Annotated in this window: 12 protein-coding genes and 1 tRNA gene; 5 read left to right on the top strand and 8 right to left on the bottom strand. The window is 32.5% G+C overall.

Annotated features, from left to right (window positions below; genetic code table 11):
* Positions 1–463 precede the first annotated feature (463 nt).
* The 3 genes from JBL43_RS04005 to JBL43_RS03995 are packed head-to-tail and all read left to right on the top strand — an operon-like array spanning position 464 to position 6,743.
* On the top strand, positions 464–3,415 hold the full coding sequence (locus JBL43_RS04005; protein WP_198840190.1) for a T9SS type B sorting domain-containing protein: 2,952 nt from the start codon (positions 464–466) through the stop codon (positions 3,413–3,415).
* A gap of 21 nt (positions 3,416–3,436) precedes the next feature.
* Positions 3,437–4,369 carry a PorP/SprF family type IX secretion system membrane protein gene (locus JBL43_RS04000; RefSeq protein WP_198840189.1) on the top strand — a complete coding sequence of 311 codons (933 nt, stop codon included), beginning with the start codon at positions 3,437–3,439 and terminating at the stop codon, positions 4,367–4,369.
* 31 nt (positions 4,370–4,400) lie between these two features.
* Positions 4,401–6,743 (top strand): OmpA family protein, encoded by a 2,343-nt coding sequence (locus JBL43_RS03995; protein WP_198840188.1) that lies wholly within the window; start codon positions 4,401–4,403, stop codon positions 6,741–6,743.
* 222 nt (positions 6,744–6,965) lie between these two features.
* Here the strand turns inward: JBL43_RS03995 and JBL43_RS03990 are convergent.
* Positions 6,966–7,039 (bottom strand) — tRNA-Asn (locus JBL43_RS03990).
* Between the two features lie 174 nt (positions 7,040–7,213).
* Between JBL43_RS03990 and JBL43_RS03985 the strand changes: the two genes are divergently transcribed.
* Both JBL43_RS03985 and odhB read left to right on the top strand, forming a co-directional pair.
* A complete protein-coding gene (locus JBL43_RS03985; RefSeq protein WP_198840187.1) occupies positions 7,214–9,946 on the top strand; it encodes a 2-oxoglutarate dehydrogenase E1 component in 2,733 nt (910 codons plus the stop codon).
* Positions 9,947–10,021: 75 nt separating this feature from the next.
* Complete coding sequence (gene odhB / locus JBL43_RS03980; RefSeq protein WP_198840186.1) at positions 10,022–11,236, top strand: 2-oxoglutarate dehydrogenase complex dihydrolipoyllysine-residue succinyltransferase; 1,215 nt, start codon at positions 10,022–10,024, stop codon at positions 11,234–11,236.
* Between the two features lie 106 nt (positions 11,237–11,342).
* On the opposite strand, the gene JBL43_RS03975 is transcribed toward odhB, so the two are convergent.
* From JBL43_RS03975 to topA, 7 genes are all read right to left on the bottom strand, one after another.
* Positions 11,343–12,380, bottom strand: coding sequence for an NAD(P)/FAD-dependent oxidoreductase (locus JBL43_RS03975; RefSeq protein WP_198840185.1), 1,038 nt, complete (start codon positions 12,378–12,380; stop codon positions 11,343–11,345).
* 95 nt (positions 12,381–12,475) lie between these two features.
* Positions 12,476–13,381 (bottom strand): type IX secretion system ring subunit PorN/GldN, encoded by a 906-nt coding sequence (gene porN, locus JBL43_RS03970; RefSeq protein WP_198840184.1) that lies wholly within the window; start codon positions 13,379–13,381, stop codon positions 12,476–12,478.
* Positions 13,382–13,393: 12 nt separating this feature from the next.
* On the bottom strand, positions 13,394–14,938 hold the full coding sequence (gene porM / locus JBL43_RS03965) for a type IX secretion system motor protein PorM/GldM (protein ID WP_198840183.1): 1,545 nt from the start codon (positions 14,936–14,938) through the stop codon (positions 13,394–13,396).
* Positions 14,939–14,992: 54 nt separating this feature from the next.
* Positions 14,993–15,643, bottom strand: coding sequence for a type IX secretion system motor protein PorL/GldL (porL, locus tag JBL43_RS03960; RefSeq protein ID WP_138948737.1), 651 nt, complete (start codon positions 15,641–15,643; stop codon positions 14,993–14,995).
* A 140-nt stretch (positions 15,644–15,783) separates the two neighbouring features.
* Positions 15,784–17,169: a T9SS ring complex lipoprotein PorK/GldK gene (porK, locus tag JBL43_RS03955; RefSeq protein WP_198840182.1), complete on the bottom strand. Its 1,386-nt coding sequence runs from the start codon at positions 17,167–17,169 to the stop codon at positions 15,784–15,786.
* 130 nt (positions 17,170–17,299) lie between these two features.
* Positions 17,300–18,457 (bottom strand): formimidoylglutamase, encoded by a 1,158-nt coding sequence (locus JBL43_RS03950; RefSeq protein WP_198840181.1) that lies wholly within the window; start codon positions 18,455–18,457, stop codon positions 17,300–17,302.
* 157 nt (positions 18,458–18,614) lie between these two features.
* Positions 18,615–21,125: a type I DNA topoisomerase gene (gene topA, locus JBL43_RS03945; RefSeq protein WP_198840180.1), complete on the bottom strand. Its 2,511-nt coding sequence runs from the start codon at positions 21,123–21,125 to the stop codon at positions 18,615–18,617.
* Positions 21,126–21,289: the final 164 nt, after the last annotated feature.

Here is a 21,289-nt window from a genome sequence, read left to right as displayed (position 1 = left end):
CCTTCCGTTTTTGAGAAGAAATTTTTACAATTATTATGAATTAAAATTAGACATCTGTAATTAGTTTTAAAAAGAGAAAAAGAGGGGTATTTGTCATCATGTTGAAATTAAATTGAATCAAAATCACATCGAAATCATATTTTAATATTCATTTTATTTCGTAAAATCATCTCATTATTCATGAGTTTTGAGATAATTAAATATTCTTTTGTAATTTTTTATCTAAATTTAAGTAGCTAAATTTTAATTAGTTATGATTATTTTTTTAAAACTGGTTAACCAATTTAACATTCTTTAACAATTTTTAATACCAACATGCGTTTTAGGAAATAGTGGAAATTTAATTTTAAAAAGCTAATCCTAGTTTTTTAAAATTTACAATATAATTTAATTAAGAACCCCCTAAGTAATGTTTATCTCCCTTATAAACTTTAGTAGGATAACTATGGCCTTATGTTGCCTAATGGTTACCACTAAATTAATCGCTCATGAAACAGCACAGGTTAACCGTGTTCAATTGTTTGAAAACAGTAAAAGATCAAAAGTGTATGTAAATGGAAAGCAATCGGTTTCCAAGAAAACAAAATCAATTAATGGTTCTCCAGAATTTGATATAAAAATTGTATCAGATTATAAAACTGCTTATGGCTGTTCTGCCATAGTTGGTACAAATAATTATACGTTTACAAATGTTGCTGATAAAACAGATAATGGTGAAAATTTTGCATCAGATATTATTGTTGACTTAGGTGCCTCTTTCAATGAAGCAGGTTTTGATGATGCAAATGCAACTTTAGAAGAAGCGTTGAATAGCAGTGCTAATTTAACGAAATTGTATATCAATGGCATGTTAATTTCCAATAGAAGGATTGAGATTAATAATGGTCGATTCCGTGTGAAAATAGCAAATATTTCAGATGAAGAAATTGCTGGGATATTAGGTTTTAAAGACTTAGATAATGATGGTGTTTATGATGACTTAGAAGAAGGTGGTTCTTTTAAAGTAACCACTATTACGTCAGTCAATTGTGCTAGTAACGAAAAGGGATATAATGCGGCTAGAGTCTTGTTTAATAATAAAAACGGAACAAATCTAAAAGTACATGCAGAAAAAGATGGGTATGTTTTAGCAAATAAAATTGAAGGAAATAATAATACACTTACATTTCCAAATGCTATAGATTATGATGTTCCTTTCGGTATAGAGGCCAATGCAACTGGGTTATTTGACCCTAGAGCTTATACAGGTTGCAAAAATCAATATACAGAGTTAGTTTTATCCTTTTCTAAAAAGCTTGACTTTTCTAAGGTAACTTTTTCGGATGTACATAATAGAACAATTAGTCATGTTGTAGAAGGTAATAACACGGTTTTAAGGATTAAGCTACCACTTTTAAATGGCGAAAATCAAGATCTGACACACTTTAAAGTTAATGGTCTTCAGGCAGAATGTTATAGTAATTCAACTATTAATGTTGATTGGGTATGGAACTATGTTTGTGAAGATTGCAGCACCTGTAAAGTAGAATGGTTAAGTGGTGTAAATACAATAAAAACGAATAGCTGTGTGCCGTTTGATTTAGGAGTTGAGAAGGAAGTAAATGATCTAAACCCTTACATTGGAGATGAAGTAATACTCACTACATCAATAATAAATAATAGTGATGTAATTGCTGAGAATATTGTTGTTACTGACTTGTTGCAAGATGGATATGAGTATGTTTCTTCAGAAACCGAAGATAATTTTGATTCCGTAAAAGGAGAATGGAAATTAAGTAGTTTAATTGCAGGTACAAAAAAGACACTTAAAGTAAGGGTGAAAATTCTCGAGACTGGAACTTATGAAAATACGGCCACCTTGGCTGATTATAGCGGAGGAAATGATGAAATTTCAGCAAATAACCAAAGTACTATTATTGTTTCTCCAATTACGCCCAAAATAAGCTTAGCACAAGAAAGTGTATTTAATGATGAAAATAAAGACGGTTATGCTCAAGTAGGTGAGACAATATCGTATAAGTTTACGGTTAATAATATAGGCAATACAGTGTTAAGCAACATTTTGGTGTCAGATCCTAAACTTAATGTTTCGGGTGTAGCCATTGCTAATTTAACTTCAAACACAAGTGATACGGATACTTTTTCAGCTGTTTATTTTATAACACAAGAAGATATTAATGCAAAAGAATTTTATAATAAGGCGGAGGTAATTGCTTATGATATAAAGAATAAGCAAATTAAAAGTACAGCTCAAGATATAAATAATTTAGAGCCTTTAGATAGTAATTGTAAAGGTTGCTCTATGGTAATATTACCCCAATTAGATGCATTATCATTGATTAAAACCTTTTCAATTCAAGATACAAATTTAGATGGTGTTGTAGGTAATTTAAAAGATGAAATTATCGTTCATTATACTGTTTTTAATACAGGTAATGTAACATTGTCAAATGTTTCTATTGATTATACTAGGCTTGGAAAAACAAAAAGCGTTGTTGTTTCTGAGATATTACAACCCTCAGAAATGGGACAGTGGTCATTAACTGATACAATTTTTCAGCAAGATATTGATAGAGGTTTTATAGAAAGATCGGCTATAGCAAGAGCAGAATTGCCTTTGTTAGATGATAGTAGTGTAATTAATAGCATTGAGGATGTAAGTGATGCCGGAACGGATTCTTTTGGAGAACCTATAGAAAACCCCAATGCAATAGAAAGTCCTAATGCCGACGGAAGTTTTGATAATAACCCAACAAACGATCCAATAATCATACAATTACCAAGTGATTTAGATTTGAGCATAACCAAGGAGGTTAATAATCCAAAACCTGTTATAGATGAAGAAGTGATTTTCACTATTAAAGTTTTGAATAAAGGAAATATAACCGTTAAAAATATTCTAGTGGATGAGGTAATTCCAAATGGCTATGAGTATTTGTCTCACTCGGCTACGTCAGGAGCTTATTCTTATTACGATGGTGAATGGTCCATACCAATCTTAAATTTTGAAGAAGAATCATCGTTAGCTATTACCGTCAAAGTTTTACAAGAAGGTGATTACTTAAATACGGCTCGTATTATTAGCTATGAAGGTATTGCTGATAGTGACGAATCAAATAACGAAGCTACCGCAGAAGCATCTCCAACGTGCCTTATTATTTATAATGAATTTAGTCCCAACAATGATGGAGCTAATGACACTTTCGAAATTGATTGTATTCAAAATTATAAAAACAATTCATTAGCTGTGTTTAATCGTTGGGGGAATATTGTGTATAAAAAAACCAATTATGATAACTCATGGGGCGGTATAAATAATTCAGGTAAAGCACTAACTTCAGGTACCTATTATTATGTTCTTAAGCTTGGTGATGGTAGTAAAGATAAAACAGGTTGGTTGTTCATCAACAGATAATTATAGTAAATAGAAAAGAAAATGAAGAATCTAAAGCGATATAGAAACCTTAGCGGATTTATTGTTGTACTAATTATTATGTTATCAGAAAAAGTACAAGCACAACAAGATCCAGGTTTTACGCAATATATGTATAATACAATGAGTGTAAATCCAGCATATGCAGGGTCAAAAAAGCATACCGTTATTAATATTTTAGCCAGAAGTCAATGGGCGGGAATAGATGGAGCACCAGAAACTCAAACCTTAAGTTATGATACCTCTTTAAAATATTCGGGTGTGGGTATTGGTTTTAATGTTACGAATGACAAAATTGGACCAGCACAAAAAACAAGTATAGATGCAAATGTGTCTTATTCTTTACAGGTAACTGATGCGTCTTTCTTAGCCTTAGGTTTAAAGCTAGGTGGAAGGTTGTTTAACGTAGATTGGAGTAAAGGAATTTATAAAAATCCGGATCGAGTCTTTGATACGAATGTGGATAATGAATTTTCGCCAACCGTAGGATTGGGTGCATTCTTTTATAATAATAAATTTTATATCGGGGCTTCAATTCCAAATGTTTTAAAAACAAATAATTACAGTGCAAGTAAAGAAAATGTAGCTTTAGAAAAAGAACATATGTTCTTAATTGCTGGTTATGTTTTTGATATAAATAGAGATTTGAAATTTAAACCAGCATTACTTTTTAAAGCGGTTATGAATGCTCCTTCATCTTTAGATGTTTCTGCTAATTTTTTATACCTAGACAAGTTTCGTGGCAGTGTTTCTTATAGATGGAATGATGCTATAAGTGCATTGATAGGTTTTCAAGTAACAGATAACTTAAATGTTGGATATGCCTATGACTTAACAACCTCCAATTATGGTGTTTATAATACGGGTACGCATGAATTTATGTTACGTTATGAGATATTTTCAAAAGGACCCGAAATATCTCCAAGATTCTTTTAAAAGTTAAAGGCAACTAAAAATATTTTTTAAAATGAAAAATAAAGTAATACTATTAATAACGCTTTGCTTATCGCTGTTAGGATACGCTCAAAACAAATATATTGCAGATCAATATTTTAATGATTTGGCCTATAAAAAATCTGCTGAATTGTACGAGAAAATCTATAAAAAAGGTGAAAATAAGGACTACCTTGTAATAAGCAGGTTGGCCGATTCTTATTATGCCAATTCCGAAATGGAAAAAGCAGAAGTGTGGTACGAAAAGTTGGTTGCTAATTTTGGTAAAGAAGTTTCAAAAAAACATTTTTTACGTTATGCCCAGGCACTGAGAAGTAATGGTAATTACAAATCATCAGATGCTGTATTTAAAGAATATTTTTACGACTCACCTATAAATACGGAAACTAGTAATGAAATGTTGAGTGAGAATTACCTCTCGCTAATAGCTTCAAAAAATATTAAAAATCATATAACAATACATAATGTAGCCATAAACACGCCCTATTCAGATTTTGGAGGTTTTTTACATCATAATAAATTCTATTTCGCAAGTACCGCTTCAAAAAATAAGAGAAAATCTAAAAAATATAAATGGAATAATCAGCCCTATTTAAATTTATATGAAGCATCCGTAAATGATACCCTTTCTAGTGTTGCTACCACCAATATTGCTATTGATGACTTAAAGAATAAAGAAGTGTTTTCAAAAAAAATTAATACAAAACACCATGAAGCTTCATTGGTTATTACTAAAGATGGTAAAACAATGTATTTTACAAGATCTAATTATAGTAAAAGAAGAGCTCTAAATAAAAAAGAATCTATTGCAAGGTTAAAAATTTATAAAGCTAATTTGATAAACGGTGAATGGAAAAACAGTAAAGCACTGCCTTTTAATAGTAATACATACTCTGTTGGGCATCCTGCATTAAGTGCTGATGAAAAAACATTGTATTTTATATCTGATATGGCTGGAGGTTATGGAAATACAGATCTTTACAAAGTTGCAATAAAAAACAAGAATAAATTTGGTAAACCTGTAAATTTAGGGAATAAAGTAAACACGACTGGAAGAGAAATGTTTCCTTATATAGGGGCAAAGAATATGTTGTATTTCTCTTCAGATGGTTACAAAGGACTTGGTGGTCTCGATATTTATGAGACACAAATTGAAGAAAATGGCAACATTGGTCCAGTAAAAAATATTAAAGCCCCGTTTAATAGTAATTTAGATGATTTCGGCTTTGTAGTGGATGCAAATATTCAAAAAGGATTTTTCTCTTCAAATAGAGCAGGAGGTAAAGGCGATGATGATATTTATAGTTTTTCAATTGATAAATCATCTATTTTGGAAGTTAAAAAGGCACCAGAAAAACCTTTCCCGATAGCTCGTTTAAAAGATAGTATTAGAAATAGTATACCAACCAAGAGTGTTGATAAAAAGGAAAATGAGATTTTAAATAAAGAAGAAGTAAAGTCTTTAATTGTTGATAATGAATCTATAGTCAATCCTATTTATTTTGATTTTGATAGTTTTAACATTAAAAAAGATGTTGAATCATACTTAGATAATATTGTAAAAATTCTAGAAGAAAACCCAACGGTTGCAATAAAAATTGAGTCACATACGGATAGCAGAGGATCTGAAGATTATAATAAAAAGTTGTCTGAAAAAAGAGCAAAAGCAACACGTAATTATATGCTTTCAAAAGGTATAGCCGTAGATAGAATAAAAAGTGTAATTGGTTTTGGAGAGGAAAAATTATTGTACTCATGTTCCGATTCTAATGATCAAAAATGTAGTGAAGAAATTCATCAAAAAAATCGACGTTCTTATGTTTATTTATTGAACACTAATGGAATAGAGGTAAATGATAATGTGCAAGAAACTATTGTCAATAACGATGTTATGAAAGCTTCTACAGATAAATTGAAAGATGTGGTAGTTGACGGGGATGAACTTTCCGCAGTAAAAAATCAAATAGTAACTGATCCTATTTATTTTAATCTAAATAAGTATTCCATCCGTGAAGATGCAAAGCCTGAATTGGAAAAAGTAATTGAGGTAATGAAAAACAATCCAGAAATGGTTATAAAAATAGAATCTCATACAGATAGTAGAGGGTCTAAAGAATATAACAAGAAATTATCTGATAAAAGAGCAAAAGCAACGCGTAATTATATTATCAGTCAAGGGATATCACGCACTAGAATTCAAAGTGCCATAGGTTATGGTGAAGATATGTTGTTAAATGATTGTAATGATGTCAATCAAACAAAATGTAGTAAAGATGAACATCAATTAAATCGTAGGTCTTATTTTTATGTTGTAACAAATAAACAAAATAGAGTCTCAAGTAGCTCTAATAAATAATATTATGAACAGCTTTTTTATTATTCTCTTGAAATTTAGACCCATTAGATTTTTAAAAACAAGAAATATTATTTTTTTTACGCTTCTAATTTTTTGATTGAACCGATAATTGAGTGCCTGAATCGTTTATTTAATGAACTGTAAATCAATACGTATATGGAAGGTTAATGTGTAAAAACACAAAAGCCTCTACATTTCTGTAAAGGCTTTGTTTCTCTGAAGCTCCCCCTCAAGGACTCGAACCTTGGACCCTCTGATTAACAGTCAGATGCTCTAACCAACTGAGCTAAGGAGGAATATTTTAGATTTCTCTAATTTTTCAGGTTGCAAATATAAATGTTTTTCTAATTTGAACAACAAAAAAATGAAAAAAAATAAAATTATTTTTCGCAAACTTATCAGACGTCATAATTTATTTTATCTCGTTAAAAATTGTACTTTTGTTTTTCATATTAAGAAATTTTTGATTAATGGATAGGTTTTCTTTTTTAAATGCAGTTCACACAGGTTTTATTGAAGATTTGTATGACAAATATTTGTCAAATCCTGATGCTGTTGAACCGAGTTGGAGAAGTTTTTTTCAAGGCTATGATCTTGCAAATACAGATTATAGTTTAACAGGAGAAGATAATGAAAGTGCAATTAGAGTTCCAGAGCATGTATTTAATGAATTTAAAGTAATAGAATTAATAAATGGCTATCGTTCTAGAGGGCATTTATTCACTAGAACAAATCCAGTTAGGGAGCGTAGAAAATACGAACCAACGTTGGCTCTAGAAAATTTTGGATTATCCGATAGTGATTTAGATACTGTTTTTGATGCTGGTGAAGTTATCGGTATTGGAAGCAAATCGCTAAAAGACATTGTAAAGCATTTAGAATCTATTTATTGCGACTCTATTGGTATAGAATATATGTATATCCGAAAGCCAGAAGAAATAAAATGGTGGCAAGATGCATTAAATAAAAATGATAATCATCTAGAAAATAATGTTGAAAAGAAAAAGTATATTCTTTCTAAGCTAAACCAGGCCGTAACTTTTGAGCAATTTTTACAGACCAAATATGTTGGTCAAAAACGTTTTTCTCTTGAAGGAGGTGAAGCTCTTATTCCTGCTATTAGTAATTTACTGTATCAAGCTGTAAATAAGCACCAATTGGAAGAATGCGTAGTGGGTATGGCTCATAGAGGTCGTCTGAACACGCTAACCAATATTTTTAGAAAACCAGTTAGAGAGTTATTTAGCGAATTTGAAGGTAAAGACTTTGAAGATGATACTATTGATGGTGATGTAAAATACCATATGGGTTTAACATTGAATAAAACCTATCAAAATGGTAAAGAGATACGAATGAATTTAGTGCCTAATCCTTCTCACTTGGAGACTGTTGATGCTGTTGCAGAAGGTATTACTAGGGCTAAAATTGATAGAAAATACAACGGAGATTCGTCTAAAATTTTACCGATACTAATTCATGGTGACGCAGCTATTGCTGGACAAGGAATTGTTTATGAGGTAATACAGATGGCTAAATTAAATGGTTATAAAACAGGCGGTACAATTCACATCGTTGTTAATAATCAAATAGGGTTTACTACAAATTATTTAGATGCCCGTTCAAGTACGTATTGTACAGATGTTGGTAAGGTTACATTATCTCCAGTATTGCACGTTAATGCTGATGATGTTGAGGCAGTAGTGCACGCTACAGAAATGGCATTGGAGTTTAGAATGAGATTTCAACGCGATGTTTTTATAGATTTATTGGGATATAGAAAATATGGTCATAATGAAGGTGACGAACCTCGTTTTACCCAACCTAAACTTTATAAGGCAATTTCTAAGCATGAAAATCCAAAAGATATTTATGTTGATAAATTATTACGCGAAAAAGTAGTTGATGAGGCTTATGTTGAGAAATTAAGGGACGATTATAAGTCGATGCTTGAAACGGAGTATAATAAATCTAAAGAAGATAAAACTTCGGTAGTAAAGCCGTTTATGGAAAGTACGTGGGAAGGTTTTGAACGTGCCGATTTAGCGGAAATGCTGAAGTCATTCGATACGAAGTATGCAGAAAAAAAATTAAAAGGTATCGCAAAGGTTATTTCGTCAGTACCAGAGGGTGCTAATTTTGTTAGAAAAGCAGAGCGAATTCTGAATGATAGAGCGAAAATGATTGATGCCGATAATCTAGATTGGGGCTTAGGAGAAACATTGGCATATGGTTCATTGTTAGAAGAAGGTTATAATATTAGAATTTCAGGGCAAGATGTAGAGCGTGGTACGTTTAGCCATAGACATGCAATTTTGCGTGATGAAGTTACAGAAGAACGAATAAATTTATTAAATAGTAACCCGAACAACAAAGGGGTAATGACAATTTACAACTCTTTGTTATCGGAATATGGTGTGTTAGGTTTTGATTATGGATATGCGATGGCAAATCCAAATACGCTAACCATTTGGGAAGCCCAGTTTGGAGATTTTAGTAATGGAGCCCAGATTATATTTGATCAATATATGTCAGCGGCAGAGGATAAATGGAAGCTGCAAAATGGAATTGTGGTATTACTGCCACATGGTTATGAAGGTCAAGGTTCTGAGCATTCTTCAGCAAGAATGGAACGTTATTTACAATTATGTGCTAATCATAATATGACGGTAGCTGATTGTACAACCCCAGGTAATTTCTATCATTTGTTACGTAGACAAATGAAAAGAAATTATAGAAAACCATTAATAGTCTTTACACCTAAAAGTTTATTACGTCATCCAAAAGCGGTATCTACATTAAATGATTTAGCAAAAGGAGAATTCCAAACCGTAATTGACGATACTATTAATAAGGATAAAGTTAAAAAATTGGTGCTTTGTACTGGTAAATTCTATTATGATTTATTGGCAGAACGTGAAATGTTAAAGAGAGACGATGTTGCTTTAGTAAGAATTGAGCAATTGTTTCCATTAGATTTAGATAAAATTCAAAGCATTATAGATCTTTATAAAAATGTTGAAAGTTATGTTTGGGCACAAGAAGAGCCACAAAATATGGGTGCATGGAGTTTTATGCTGCAACGTTTTAACTTAGTAAAGCTAGAAGTAGCTTCAAGACCTTTTTATGCCGTGCCAGCCGCTGGTTCTAGTGCAAGATTTAAAAGAAGGCAACAACGTGTGTTAGATTTAGTTTTTGATAAATAAAAGTGTATAATAATTAATAAATTCCGTTATTTTTGATTGGAATTTGTAACTTGAATATAGATAATTTAAACAATTATGATTTTAGAAATGAAAGTCCCTTCTCCGGGCGAATCGATTACTGAAGTAGAAATAGCCACTTGGTTGGTTGAAGATGGTGATTATGTGGAAAAAGATCAGGCTATTGCAGAGGTAGACTCTGATAAAGCTACACTTGAATTACCAGCTGAAGATAGCGGTATTATAACGTTAAAAGCAGAAGAAGGAGATGCTGTTGCTGTAGGTGCTGTGGTATGTCATATTGATACGAGTGCTAAAAAGCCAGAAGGTGCCAGTTCAACAAAAGAAGCAATAAAGGAAGAATCAGTCAAAAAAGAAGAGAAACCTGCTGAAATTAAAAAACAAGAAACTTACGCAAGTGGAACAGCTTCACCTGCTGCTAAAAAGATTTTAGCAGAAAAAGGTATGACTGCAAGTGCCATTAAAGGAACGGGTAAAGACGGTAGAATTACAAAAGATGATGCCGTAAATGCTACACCAAGTATGGGGTCACCAATAACAGGTGGTGTAAGAGGTTCAGAACGTAAAAAATTATCTATGTTGCGTCGTAAAGTGGCGGAACGTTTGGTTGCTGTTAAAAATGAAACGGCAATGCTTACTACGTTTAACGAAGTAGACATGAAGCCTATATTTGATTTACGTAACGAATATAAGGAAGCCTTTAAAGCAAGACATGGAGTTGGTTTAGGTTTTATGAGTTTCTTTACGAAAGCAGTGGTAAGAGCTTTGCAATTGTATCCGGATGTAAATTCAATGATTGACGGAGATTATAAAGTAGCTTATGATTTTCAAGATATTTCTATCGCGGTTTCTGGTCCTAAAGGATTAATGGTTCCTGTAATTAGAAATGCTGAAAATTTAACTTTTAGAGGTGTTGAAGCAGAGGTAAAACGTTTGGCTATTCGTGCTAGAGATGGTGATATTACGATAGATGAAATGACAGGTGGTACTTTTACCATTACCAATGGTGGTGTATTCGGTTCTATGTTGTCTACGCCAATTATCAATCCACCACAAAGTGCAATTTTAGGAATGCATAATATTGTAGAAAGACCTGTTGCTATAAATGGAGCCGTTACCATAAGACCAATTATGTATGTTGCATTGTCTTACGATCATAGAATTATTGACGGTAAAGAATCTGTTGGATTTTTAGTAGCAGTTAAAGAGGCTCTTGAAAATCCTGAAGAATTACTAATGGACGGAAATGCTAAGAAAGCATTAGAAATGTAGTTCATTAATGATATAATAAAAACCCGAAATTCATTTGAATTTCGGGTTTTTATGTTTTACGATCTCTCGGAATTTGCCCTGTAATAAAAGTTGTAAATATTCAAAACTAAAATCTTGAGATATCAACTTCTTCGCTAAGTTGCTCATCGTTTTCTAGATGATTATAGAGCTGTTTAGCCATTTTAGGAGCCAACATAACGCCTCTGGTTCCTAGTCCGTTTAAAATGGCTAATTGAGAGTGATTAGGGTGTGTTCCTATTATGGGTCGCCTATCTTTTACAGTAGGTCTAATACCTGCCTTTTGATCGATGACTGTATAGGGAACATTAATAATTTTTTTCAACTTGTTTTCCAATTCATCTTTAGCTTCTTGGGTGGGCTTTAAAGTTTTGTCCGTCCAATTGAAAGTTGCCCCTATTTTATAAGTATCATTTCCTAAGGGCATGATAAATATAGAAGATTTTATAATATATTTGATGTTGAGGTTAGGGGAGTGGATGGTCAATAATTCACCTTTGGCTTCCTTTAAAGGGATATCTTTAAAGAATGGGTTTTTTACAACTCCATATCCTTCACAAAAAATCACCTTTTTGGCAGTAATCGTTTTGTATTGTACAGCGTCTTCAGTAAGAGTAACTTTTGAATACTCAAAACCTTCGTTCACAATTAAACCTCTTTTCTTAAGGTAATCAATATAGGCATCTAATAAGGCCTTGGTGTCAATTTTCCCTGTATTTGTAACGCTTCCTAATCCAAAAGGGGCATTGATACTTTGATTGTTGTTTTTACCGATTTTCGGAATCAAATAATTCTCAAAAAAAGGTTTGTCGCACGCATTAAACCAATTGTTTTGTTCTTCAACTGAGGTGAATATTCTAGATATATCTAAGGGGTAGTCAATTTGGATATTTAATTTCTGTTCTAATGCTACATAGAATGGAATGGCTATGTTTAATTGGTCAAAAGCATCCCAAACAGGAGTAAAACGTTTTAAAATAACGGGATTGTAAACTCCACCTGCCACTCGAGATGAATTTTGAGAATAATCTTCGTAAATGATATAGGACTTATCATTTCGTTCTAGTTCTTCAGCAATGGCTAAACCAGCCAATCCTAAACCAACAATAATATAATCTACTTGCATCTTACAAATGTAGTTATAAAGGTAAAATAAAGGCATAAAAAAAACTCCTACTCAATAAAGAGCAGAAGTTTTTCAGATATACTACAGTGAATTTATTAATAATTCCACATGTCTAGTTCTTTGTTTCTGATATCTTCTTTAAGTTTATCAGCCTCTAGAACTTGGAATAAAGCATTTCCTTTTATATACTCTGCAACATCTCTGTTACCGTATATATTCTCTTCTCTATAAATACTTGCCACAAAACGGCGTGCATTTAATAAATGATCATAAGATAAAGGGAACGCTGAGTTTTTATTGTTAAACACTTTCATTGCATGCGTTACTTCTCTAGCTCCTGGATACCATACCCAAAATAAAGGTATTAGTTCATCCATACCACCACCTGAACCTTGATTCAAGAAGTTAACATCTGGTGCAACTGGTGCAATACCTAATAAACGGTATTTTAACTCACCTTGTCTTTTATCGAAATACCAAACTCCTTTTATTTTAAGTCCAGCAATATCTCCAGAAGTTAAATCTGTTCTATCAACATATTCATCAGTAATAGCTTCACCTTGATTTAATAACTCATAACCGGCATCACTAGTGTCAATTCTAGATAAACGACCTTGAATCTCTTTGAAAGTTAATTTATTTTCAAAATAAGAATCGTCATAAATATCTGCAATCTCACCGCTCTTAATACCTCTCAACATTGTGTCATAAAGAGATCTTCTACTAGAGCTAATGTTATTCGTATCTATTGGATAGTAGAATGGTAAATTAATTTTCTCATTCAAATCCACATACTCCCACACCACTTTAGACCAGAGGATATCTCTATCATCTATGTAACCGTAAGGTAATGGTCCGTCATTATCAGCTGCTAATTGTTCTGCTGTTTTCATTCCAATTTCTTCAGGAATCTTTGCATTCAACAAATTAGCTTGTGCGTTTATAGAGCTTGTAGTCAACGCTACAACACCACACACTACTAAAAAACCTCTCCAATTCATAATATTTATTTTTTAATTTGTTAATTCTACATTTAATGGATTTACTTTCTTTAAGTAATAACCACTATTGCCAGATAACGATGCTCTTACATCAAATATTGTAACCATGTCGCCTTTTCTTGCTTTACTTAAAGCTCTAATTGCTGCGGCATTGAATTTTGTACCTTTAACAATCACTGTTGGTGATCCAGGAACTTTAATACTAAAGCCTGATACTCCAAGTTTTAAGTCAAACTCAAAATCTGGTATAATAGCTCCAATAGTCATTTTTTGTAAAGAACTTCTAGGCATTTTAATAACACCATATTGGCTACCTCTTACTGCTGCAGAAGGAGCAGGGATATCTTTAATTCTAAACGTTTGTCCAGAAGTTACAGAAGATCCATCAGGTAATTTACCAGTTACATTAATTTTAACTGTTTTACCTTTACCAGGACTCATCATATACTTACCTAAACCTGTTGATTTACGTAAACCTGGTGCGTTTGCTGAAATTGAATTGTCAGGTACACCTGGCATTGAAATTGTAATAGGGTTTTGTACACCTCTATAAACCACATTCATTTTATCAGCTGAAATCACAGCACTGTTAGGTTTTGCAACTACGGCATATTTAGTATTAATTGGTAATCTAACTAAAGAGTCACCTTCTTTAAATACAAACTCACCTTTAATTTCATTCTCACCTACATTACCTGAAGGGAAATCCAAAATTGCACCACCACCTTCAATATTAGTGATCTCTTTACCATTAATAATTACTTTGGTTGGTTTTAAAGTAGCATCATATTTACCTAATACTATTTTACCTTTAAAGTTTGCACCTTGTAACGTAGCTGGGTTGTCAGGTACTAAAATAGTCGTGTAGTTTCTCATTGAAACGTCACTTTCTAATTGACCTTGAACCATTGCCATTAACATCTCATTTTCTGTTGATTTAATATCAGCTTGAAGTTGAGATAAGTTAGTAATCGTTGTAATTAAAGGAAAACCTTCATAACGATTTTTTAACCATGGTTGCGTTACTTCACTATCTTTTACTTTTTGTTCAGAAGTATCAAAACGTGCATTTACTTTAGACGTTATGTCTTTATAATCATCTCCTAAAAGTGATGTTACTTCCGTACGGTAGTTATTCAGTTTACTTAAAAACTCTTCACCAGCTGGAGTATTTTTTTCTCCTGCAAAGAAGAAAGAATCTCCTGCATCTGTTCCGTCCATAGACTCATAATTTGTAGGGTCTTCAACATCTTTGGTTAACTCTTCTTTCATTTTTTCAAGATGAGCATTAAAGTCTAAAGATAAAGCCTGTACTTTCTGAGCATTGGTATTGTGTTCTGCATACTTCTCTGGTTGATCGGCTGCTTTCGTAGCCAGACTCGCATAAGTAGCTGCATTCTGTTGTTCCGCTGACACGTTAGATGCTGCCAGTTTTTCGTTCATGAAACCAAAAGCAGATAAAACTTGTTTTGACATATTCATTGCTAACATCGCAATAAATACCAAATACATTAAGTTAATCATTTTCTGCCTTGGTGATAGTTTGCCTCCTGCCATTTTTTTCTAATTAGTTTTAGTTAATAGTTGGGTTAAAATATTTTATTCTACTAATTAGTTTCTATTTGACATAGCAGATAGCATACCTCCATAAACACCATTCAATGATGATAAGTTTGTTGCTAAAGATTCCATTTGATCTTTAAGTTTTACTGTGTTTTCAGCAACAGCTTCGCTCAATTCAGATTGTCTAGATGCACTATCATACTGTACTTTATACAAACTATTTAAAGATTCCATATTAGAAGCAGCTAATGTTAATTGCTCACTATATTTACTAGTTGCGGCAACTGAATTTGCAGCTGGTGCAATATTTTCAGCGGCACCTGCAAAATTTTGGATGCTTGTAGATAATCTATCCATTTTTTCAGAATCAAGATTTGCTTCAGCTAACATCGTATCTAATTTAGAAGATAACATGCTTTCAGCATCTACATCACCAGATAATCTGTCTAAGCCTTGTCCTTGTCCTCCTGCTAATTCAGGATATACTAGAGACCAGTCTAAGTCTTCTTCAACAGGTTCAAATGCAGAGAATGCAAAAATTACTGCTTCTGTTAATAATCCAATAGTTAACATAACCCCACCTGTTAAAGGTCCTATGCTAAAGTGTAAGATTTTGAATAATGCTCCTACTAATACTACTGATGCTCCCATACCATAAACGAAGTTCATGATTTTTTTCTGTTTAAGTGATCCTGCCATAATTTTTCTTTTTTCGGGTTAATTTTAATTTTAATTATTAATTCTAGTTGGTTTATTTTAAAACGTTCGTTATTACTATTTATTATTACTTAATGATAATTACTACTAAATTTTTATTGAAAATTGTCTTTTATTGAATGTTATTTAACACCCATATAATCTTGTACTGTTCTAAAGCCTACATAACTTCTTGCAGAATCTCCATATTCATAATCTCTCGTACTTACTTCTAAGAAATAAGCTACATCTTTCCAAGATCCTCCACGAATTACTTTTCTTTGATTACCGCTATCATTTACATTAGGGTTCATTGTAGAACCTAAGTAATAAGAAGCTGGGTCATAAGCAGTATCTGTCCATTCTGAAACATTACCTGCCATATTATATAAACCGTAGTCATTAGGTGTAAAAGACTTTGCTTCCATGGTATATAAAGCTCCATCAGCAGCATAATCTCCCCTTTGTGGTTTAAAGTTTGCCATAAAACAACCTCTATCAGTTACCGTATAAGGACCACCCCAAGGATATTTAGCATATTCTAAGCCTCCACGAGCAGCAAATTCCCACTCAGTTTCAGTTGGTAATCTAAAGTTAGGTACTTTACCACCACCTTTATTAGCTAAAAATCTGTTTTTCTTTTGAGTTCTAAAGTCACAAAAAGCTTTGGCTTGTGGCCATGATACACCAACTACAGGGTAGTCATTGTATGCTTGATGCCAGAAATAATCTTGGTGCATTGGGTCGTTGTAAGAGTAATTAAAATCTTTTACCCAAACCGTTGTATCAGGATATATTTCTACTGTATTTTTCTTTATGAAATCTTTTCTGTTACTGCTTTTCCGTGCAGCACCTTCTGGATCGAAAGTGTAATATAAGTAAGATAATTTTTTGGTATCAATAATTCTTCTACCATCAAAAACCTCAGTAATTGGTAAGTATAAACTGTCCATAGCTTCAGCATAACTTGCATCAGGATATTCTGCTATATTCCAAACCAATTCAGGGTCCCAATTTAACGCTTTACCTTCAGTTGGCGAATTTAAATCACCTAAGCTACCGTAGTTATCCATCATATATTTATAATATACATTGGCAGTAGTATCGGGTTCTGCAAATTTGTATTTTTGAATGCCATCCTCATTACCAGAAGATGCACCAGCATCTAAATCGGCACTAGCTGCACCAAAACCTTGTTCTTCTGCAAGAATGGCTAATTGAGTTCTTACAATAGAATCTCTTACCCATACTACAAACTCTCTATATTCAGCGTTTGTAATTTCTGTTTCGTCCATATAAAATGGTCTTACAGTTACAGTTCTGGATGGTGTGTTTAAGGCACCTGCAATATCCTCATCTGTTTTACCCATTGTAAAAGCACCACCTGGAATTAATGTCATTCCTAATGGTTTCTCAGGGAAAAATTTCTTTTTAGACCTAACACCTGTTAACTCTCCTCGGTCGCTAGATCCACAACTGGTTGCTAAAGCAAATACAGCAAGTAAAAAATAAACGGTTACTTTTCTCATAAATGTAAATTTAGTATCCCTATTATAGGGGGACAATACTATTTGTTATATTAAAACTATTTCGATAAAAAACAATTTTGATTTCGTAGAATCACTTTAAGAACGCAGAAATATTATATTTAGTGTATAACTAATTTAATTTTCTAAAAGTTTTCCACCATCTTTCTGGAATAACTTGATTTCCTGCTCGTAAATAATCTTGATACGTACAAGGTATTAACGTCTGCTTTGTAGTTTTATTATTTGAATGTTCAACTTCCATCCACCATCTGTCACTTTTATTACTTTTGAAGAAGTTGATTGTAGTGTCTTCAATAGGTACTATATATTTTGTATAATCTTTTTTTGATGTAAAAGGGTATTCATTGGTTCTAAAATTAAAACCTTCAATAAAATACCATATCATTTGGGCAATTAAATGTGCAGTTTGGTCTTTTTCATCTAATTTCGCATTGTATTCGTAAATTCCAAAAGAAGAAACTTTATCGCTGATACCCGCATATCTGGAAATGGCACATATAGTCTCACCATAAAATCCGTTAGGTACCGCATTGTTGTTTGCAGGTGCCTCAGCTCGTCTTACAGAACCGATATCAATACTTACAACATCTGTATCTCGTAAAACAGGTTCTACTATTTTTATATCATTGGTAATTTCACCTAACCTGTAGGTGTCAAAGTATAATTTTTCTAATAAATCAATTTCTTCCTGCGAATTAAAATATGTCTGATAACCAATATTACTATAATTAAATAGATTGCTTGGTTGTTCCATAATTACTTTACTCAAAAAAGAGGTTGAAGATATTTCTTCTTCAATAGTACCTAAATCAAACTTTGTATCAACTGTTGTTAAATTAACGGTTTGTTCTAATTTATCATATGCTCTATAATTGGCATAGGTTAAGTCTTGACCGCCACCTATAATAATAGGGATGATGTTATTTTTAACTAAATAAACGATTATTTCTTGGAGTGCAAAATAAGAATCTTCTTCCGTTTCACCTTGAGGGATATTACCTAAATCGACAATTTTAGAAAACCAATTGCCAGGAAATAATTGATATAGATATTTTCGTATGACACCAAAATTATTACCCGCACCATAATTATCTTCGGCTCTTCTTCCTTCTTCAACACCTATAATAGCAATATGTACCCCTTTTAATTCAGGAATTCCATTTTGTTTTGAATGAATAGCAATCCTTTGACCTAATGATTGATTAGGTAATAAAGCCGAATGTGCCACAACAACATCTTCAACAGGATTTAAGAATTCAAAACTCATTTTATTTGGTAATGGTTATTATATTATTAGGTTCTTTATTGTGGGCAAAAATATTTTGTCCGTATATCTATTTATAACGATCTTGGTATTCTTACCCTTTATCTAAACGCTGGATAAGCTCCAGTAAGAATCTTTAAGATGTTACATCGAAAAACTATTATTTCTTCTTTTTAGCTGGTTTTTTAGCTGTTTTTTTAGCAGCCTTTTTTCTTGGTTTCTTCTTAGGAGTTTTCTTTTCAATAATTTCTAGCACTTCTTCCAAGGTTAATTTTTCTGCATCAGTCGTTTTAGGCATTTCAATTTTAAGTTTGCCTTTAATAATATTAAACCTACCCCATCGTGCTTTTTCTACTCTAATTCCTTCTTCTTCCCAATGGTGAATTAGTTTATCTATTTCTTTTTGGATTTTAACTTCAATCAACTCTTCAATGTTAGCTTGAGTTAAGTTATCAAAATCGTATTTTTTGTTTACGTTGATAAACATGCCATCATATTTAATGAAGGGGCCAAATCTACCCACACCTTTTTGCACAGGTAATTCTTTATAATGAGCAATTGGTGCATCAGCCTCTTGTTTGGCTTTAATAAGGACAGTGGCTCTTTCCATATCAACATCCATAGGATTTTCACCTTTATCTAAAGAAATGAATTTAGCTCCAAATTTCACATAAGGTCCAAACCTACCATTATTTACAATAATTTCTTCACCTTCATATTCACCTATTGTTTTAGGTAATTTAAAAAGATCCATAGCCTCTTCATAAGTTACTGTTTCTAACGTTTGGCCCAATTGTAAACTAGCAAACTTAGGTTTTTCTTCATCTGTAACTTCACCAATTTGTACCATAGCACCAAATCTACCCAAACGTGAATACACATTTTTGCCAGATTCAGGGTCTATCCCTAATAAACGTTCACCTTTAGCTCTTTCGGCATTTTCGGAAACATCTTCAACTCTTGGATGAAATTTTTCATAAAAATCTTTTATCATAGAGGTCCAATCTTCTTTACCTCTAGCAATATCATCAAATTCTTCTTCAACTTTCGCTGTAAAACCGAAATCTAATACTGTTTTAAAATGCTCAACTAAAAAGTCATTTACAATTTTACCGATATCGGTAGGTACTAACTTGCCTTTATCAGACCCTACTTTTTCAGAAAGTTCTTTTTCAGAAAATTTATCAGATTTAAGTTTTAACTCCGTATATTTTCGTTCTACACCATCAATTGAGCCTTTGTCTACATACTCTCTACGTTGAATTGTAGAGATAGTAGGTGCATATGTTGACGGACGACCAATACCCAATTCTTCCAATTGTTTTACTAAAGAGGCTTCCGTAAATCTACCAGGAGCTCTTGTATAACGTTCGGTTGCGGTAATGTAATTATTTTTTAACGTTTCGTTTACAGCAAGTTTAGGCAACATACCTTCTTGTTCTTCATCTTCATTATCTGTACCTTCTAAATAAACTTTTAAAAAGCCTTCAAAAGTGATAACTTCTCCGTTAGCAGTTAAAATTTGTTTGTTTTTTGTGTTGCTAATTTTTACGTTGGTACGTTCTAACTTAGCATCACTCATTTGAGAGGCTAAGGTTCTTTTCCAAATTAGACTATATAATCTATCTTCATCTTTACCGATTGAAGACTCATGTAAGCTCATGTCGGTAGGTCGAATCGCTTCGTGAGCTTCTTGAGCATTTTTAGATTTAGACTTGAAATTTCTCGGGTTACTATATTCTGAACCGTATGAAGATGTGATTTCTTCAGCGGCAGCGTTTTTAGCATCTTCAGATAAATTTACACTATCTGTTCTCATATAAGTTATAAGTCCCGCTTCGTATAAGCGTTGTGCCATAATCATTGTTTTGGCAACTGGAAAATATAATTTACGAGAGGCTTCTTGTTGTAAAGTTGAGGTTGTAAATGGTGCTGCTGGTGATTTCTTTGCTGGTTTTGTCTGTAAATCAGCCACTTTGAAAGCTGCACCTGTACATGATTTTAAAAACTTTTCAGCGGCTTCTCTTGTCTCAAAATTCTTTGGAAGTTTAGCTTTAAAAGTTTTACCATCTTCATTGCTAAATTCAGCATCTATTCTATATGAAGCAATAGGATTAAAACTTTCAATTTCACGTTCACGCTCTACAATTAAACGTACAGCAACTGATTGTACCCTACCGGCTGATAATCCTCCTTTTACTTTCCGCCATAAAACAGGTGAAAGTTCATAACCTACCAACCTATCTAAAACTCTACGGGCTTGTTGTGCATTAACTAAATTATAATTGATGCTTCTTGGATTTTCAACAGCTTTTAGAATAGCTGTTTTTGTAATCTCATGAAAAACAATTCGTTTAGTATTCTCTAAATCTAATTTTAATTGCTCAAATAAATGCCATGCAATTGCTTCACCCTCTCGATCCTCATCACTAGCTAACCATACGGTATCTGCTTTTTTAGCAAGACTTTTTAATTTTTTTACTACAGCCTTCTTATCATCAGAAACAATGTATTCAGGAGTAAAATCTCCTTCTACATTTACACCTAATTCCCTTGAGGGTAGATCGGCAATATGACCATAACTCGATTCAACCTGAAAATCTTTACCTAAAAATTTTTCAATGGTTTTTGCTTTTGCAGGTGACTCAACAATTACTAAATTTTTTGCCATATACGTCGATTGATAGTTAACTTTTAGAGATTCAATATTGATTAGAATTGATAAATTGAATACTCTTTTGAAAGTGCAAAAGTATATAGAATTTTTTAATATTATTTTTTTTAATACACTTATCCGCTATTTGGTCTTTTTTAGAGGGTGTTAAATTTCTGCCA

Origin of the sequence: Aureibaculum flavum, from assembly GCF_016406085.1 — a bacterium.
GTDB classification, from domain to species: domain Bacteria; phylum Bacteroidota; class Bacteroidia; order Flavobacteriales; family Flavobacteriaceae; genus Aureibaculum; species Aureibaculum flavum.
The sequence above is the reverse complement of the archived record's forward strand: the minus strand, read 5'-3'. Positions and strand labels throughout refer to the sequence as shown.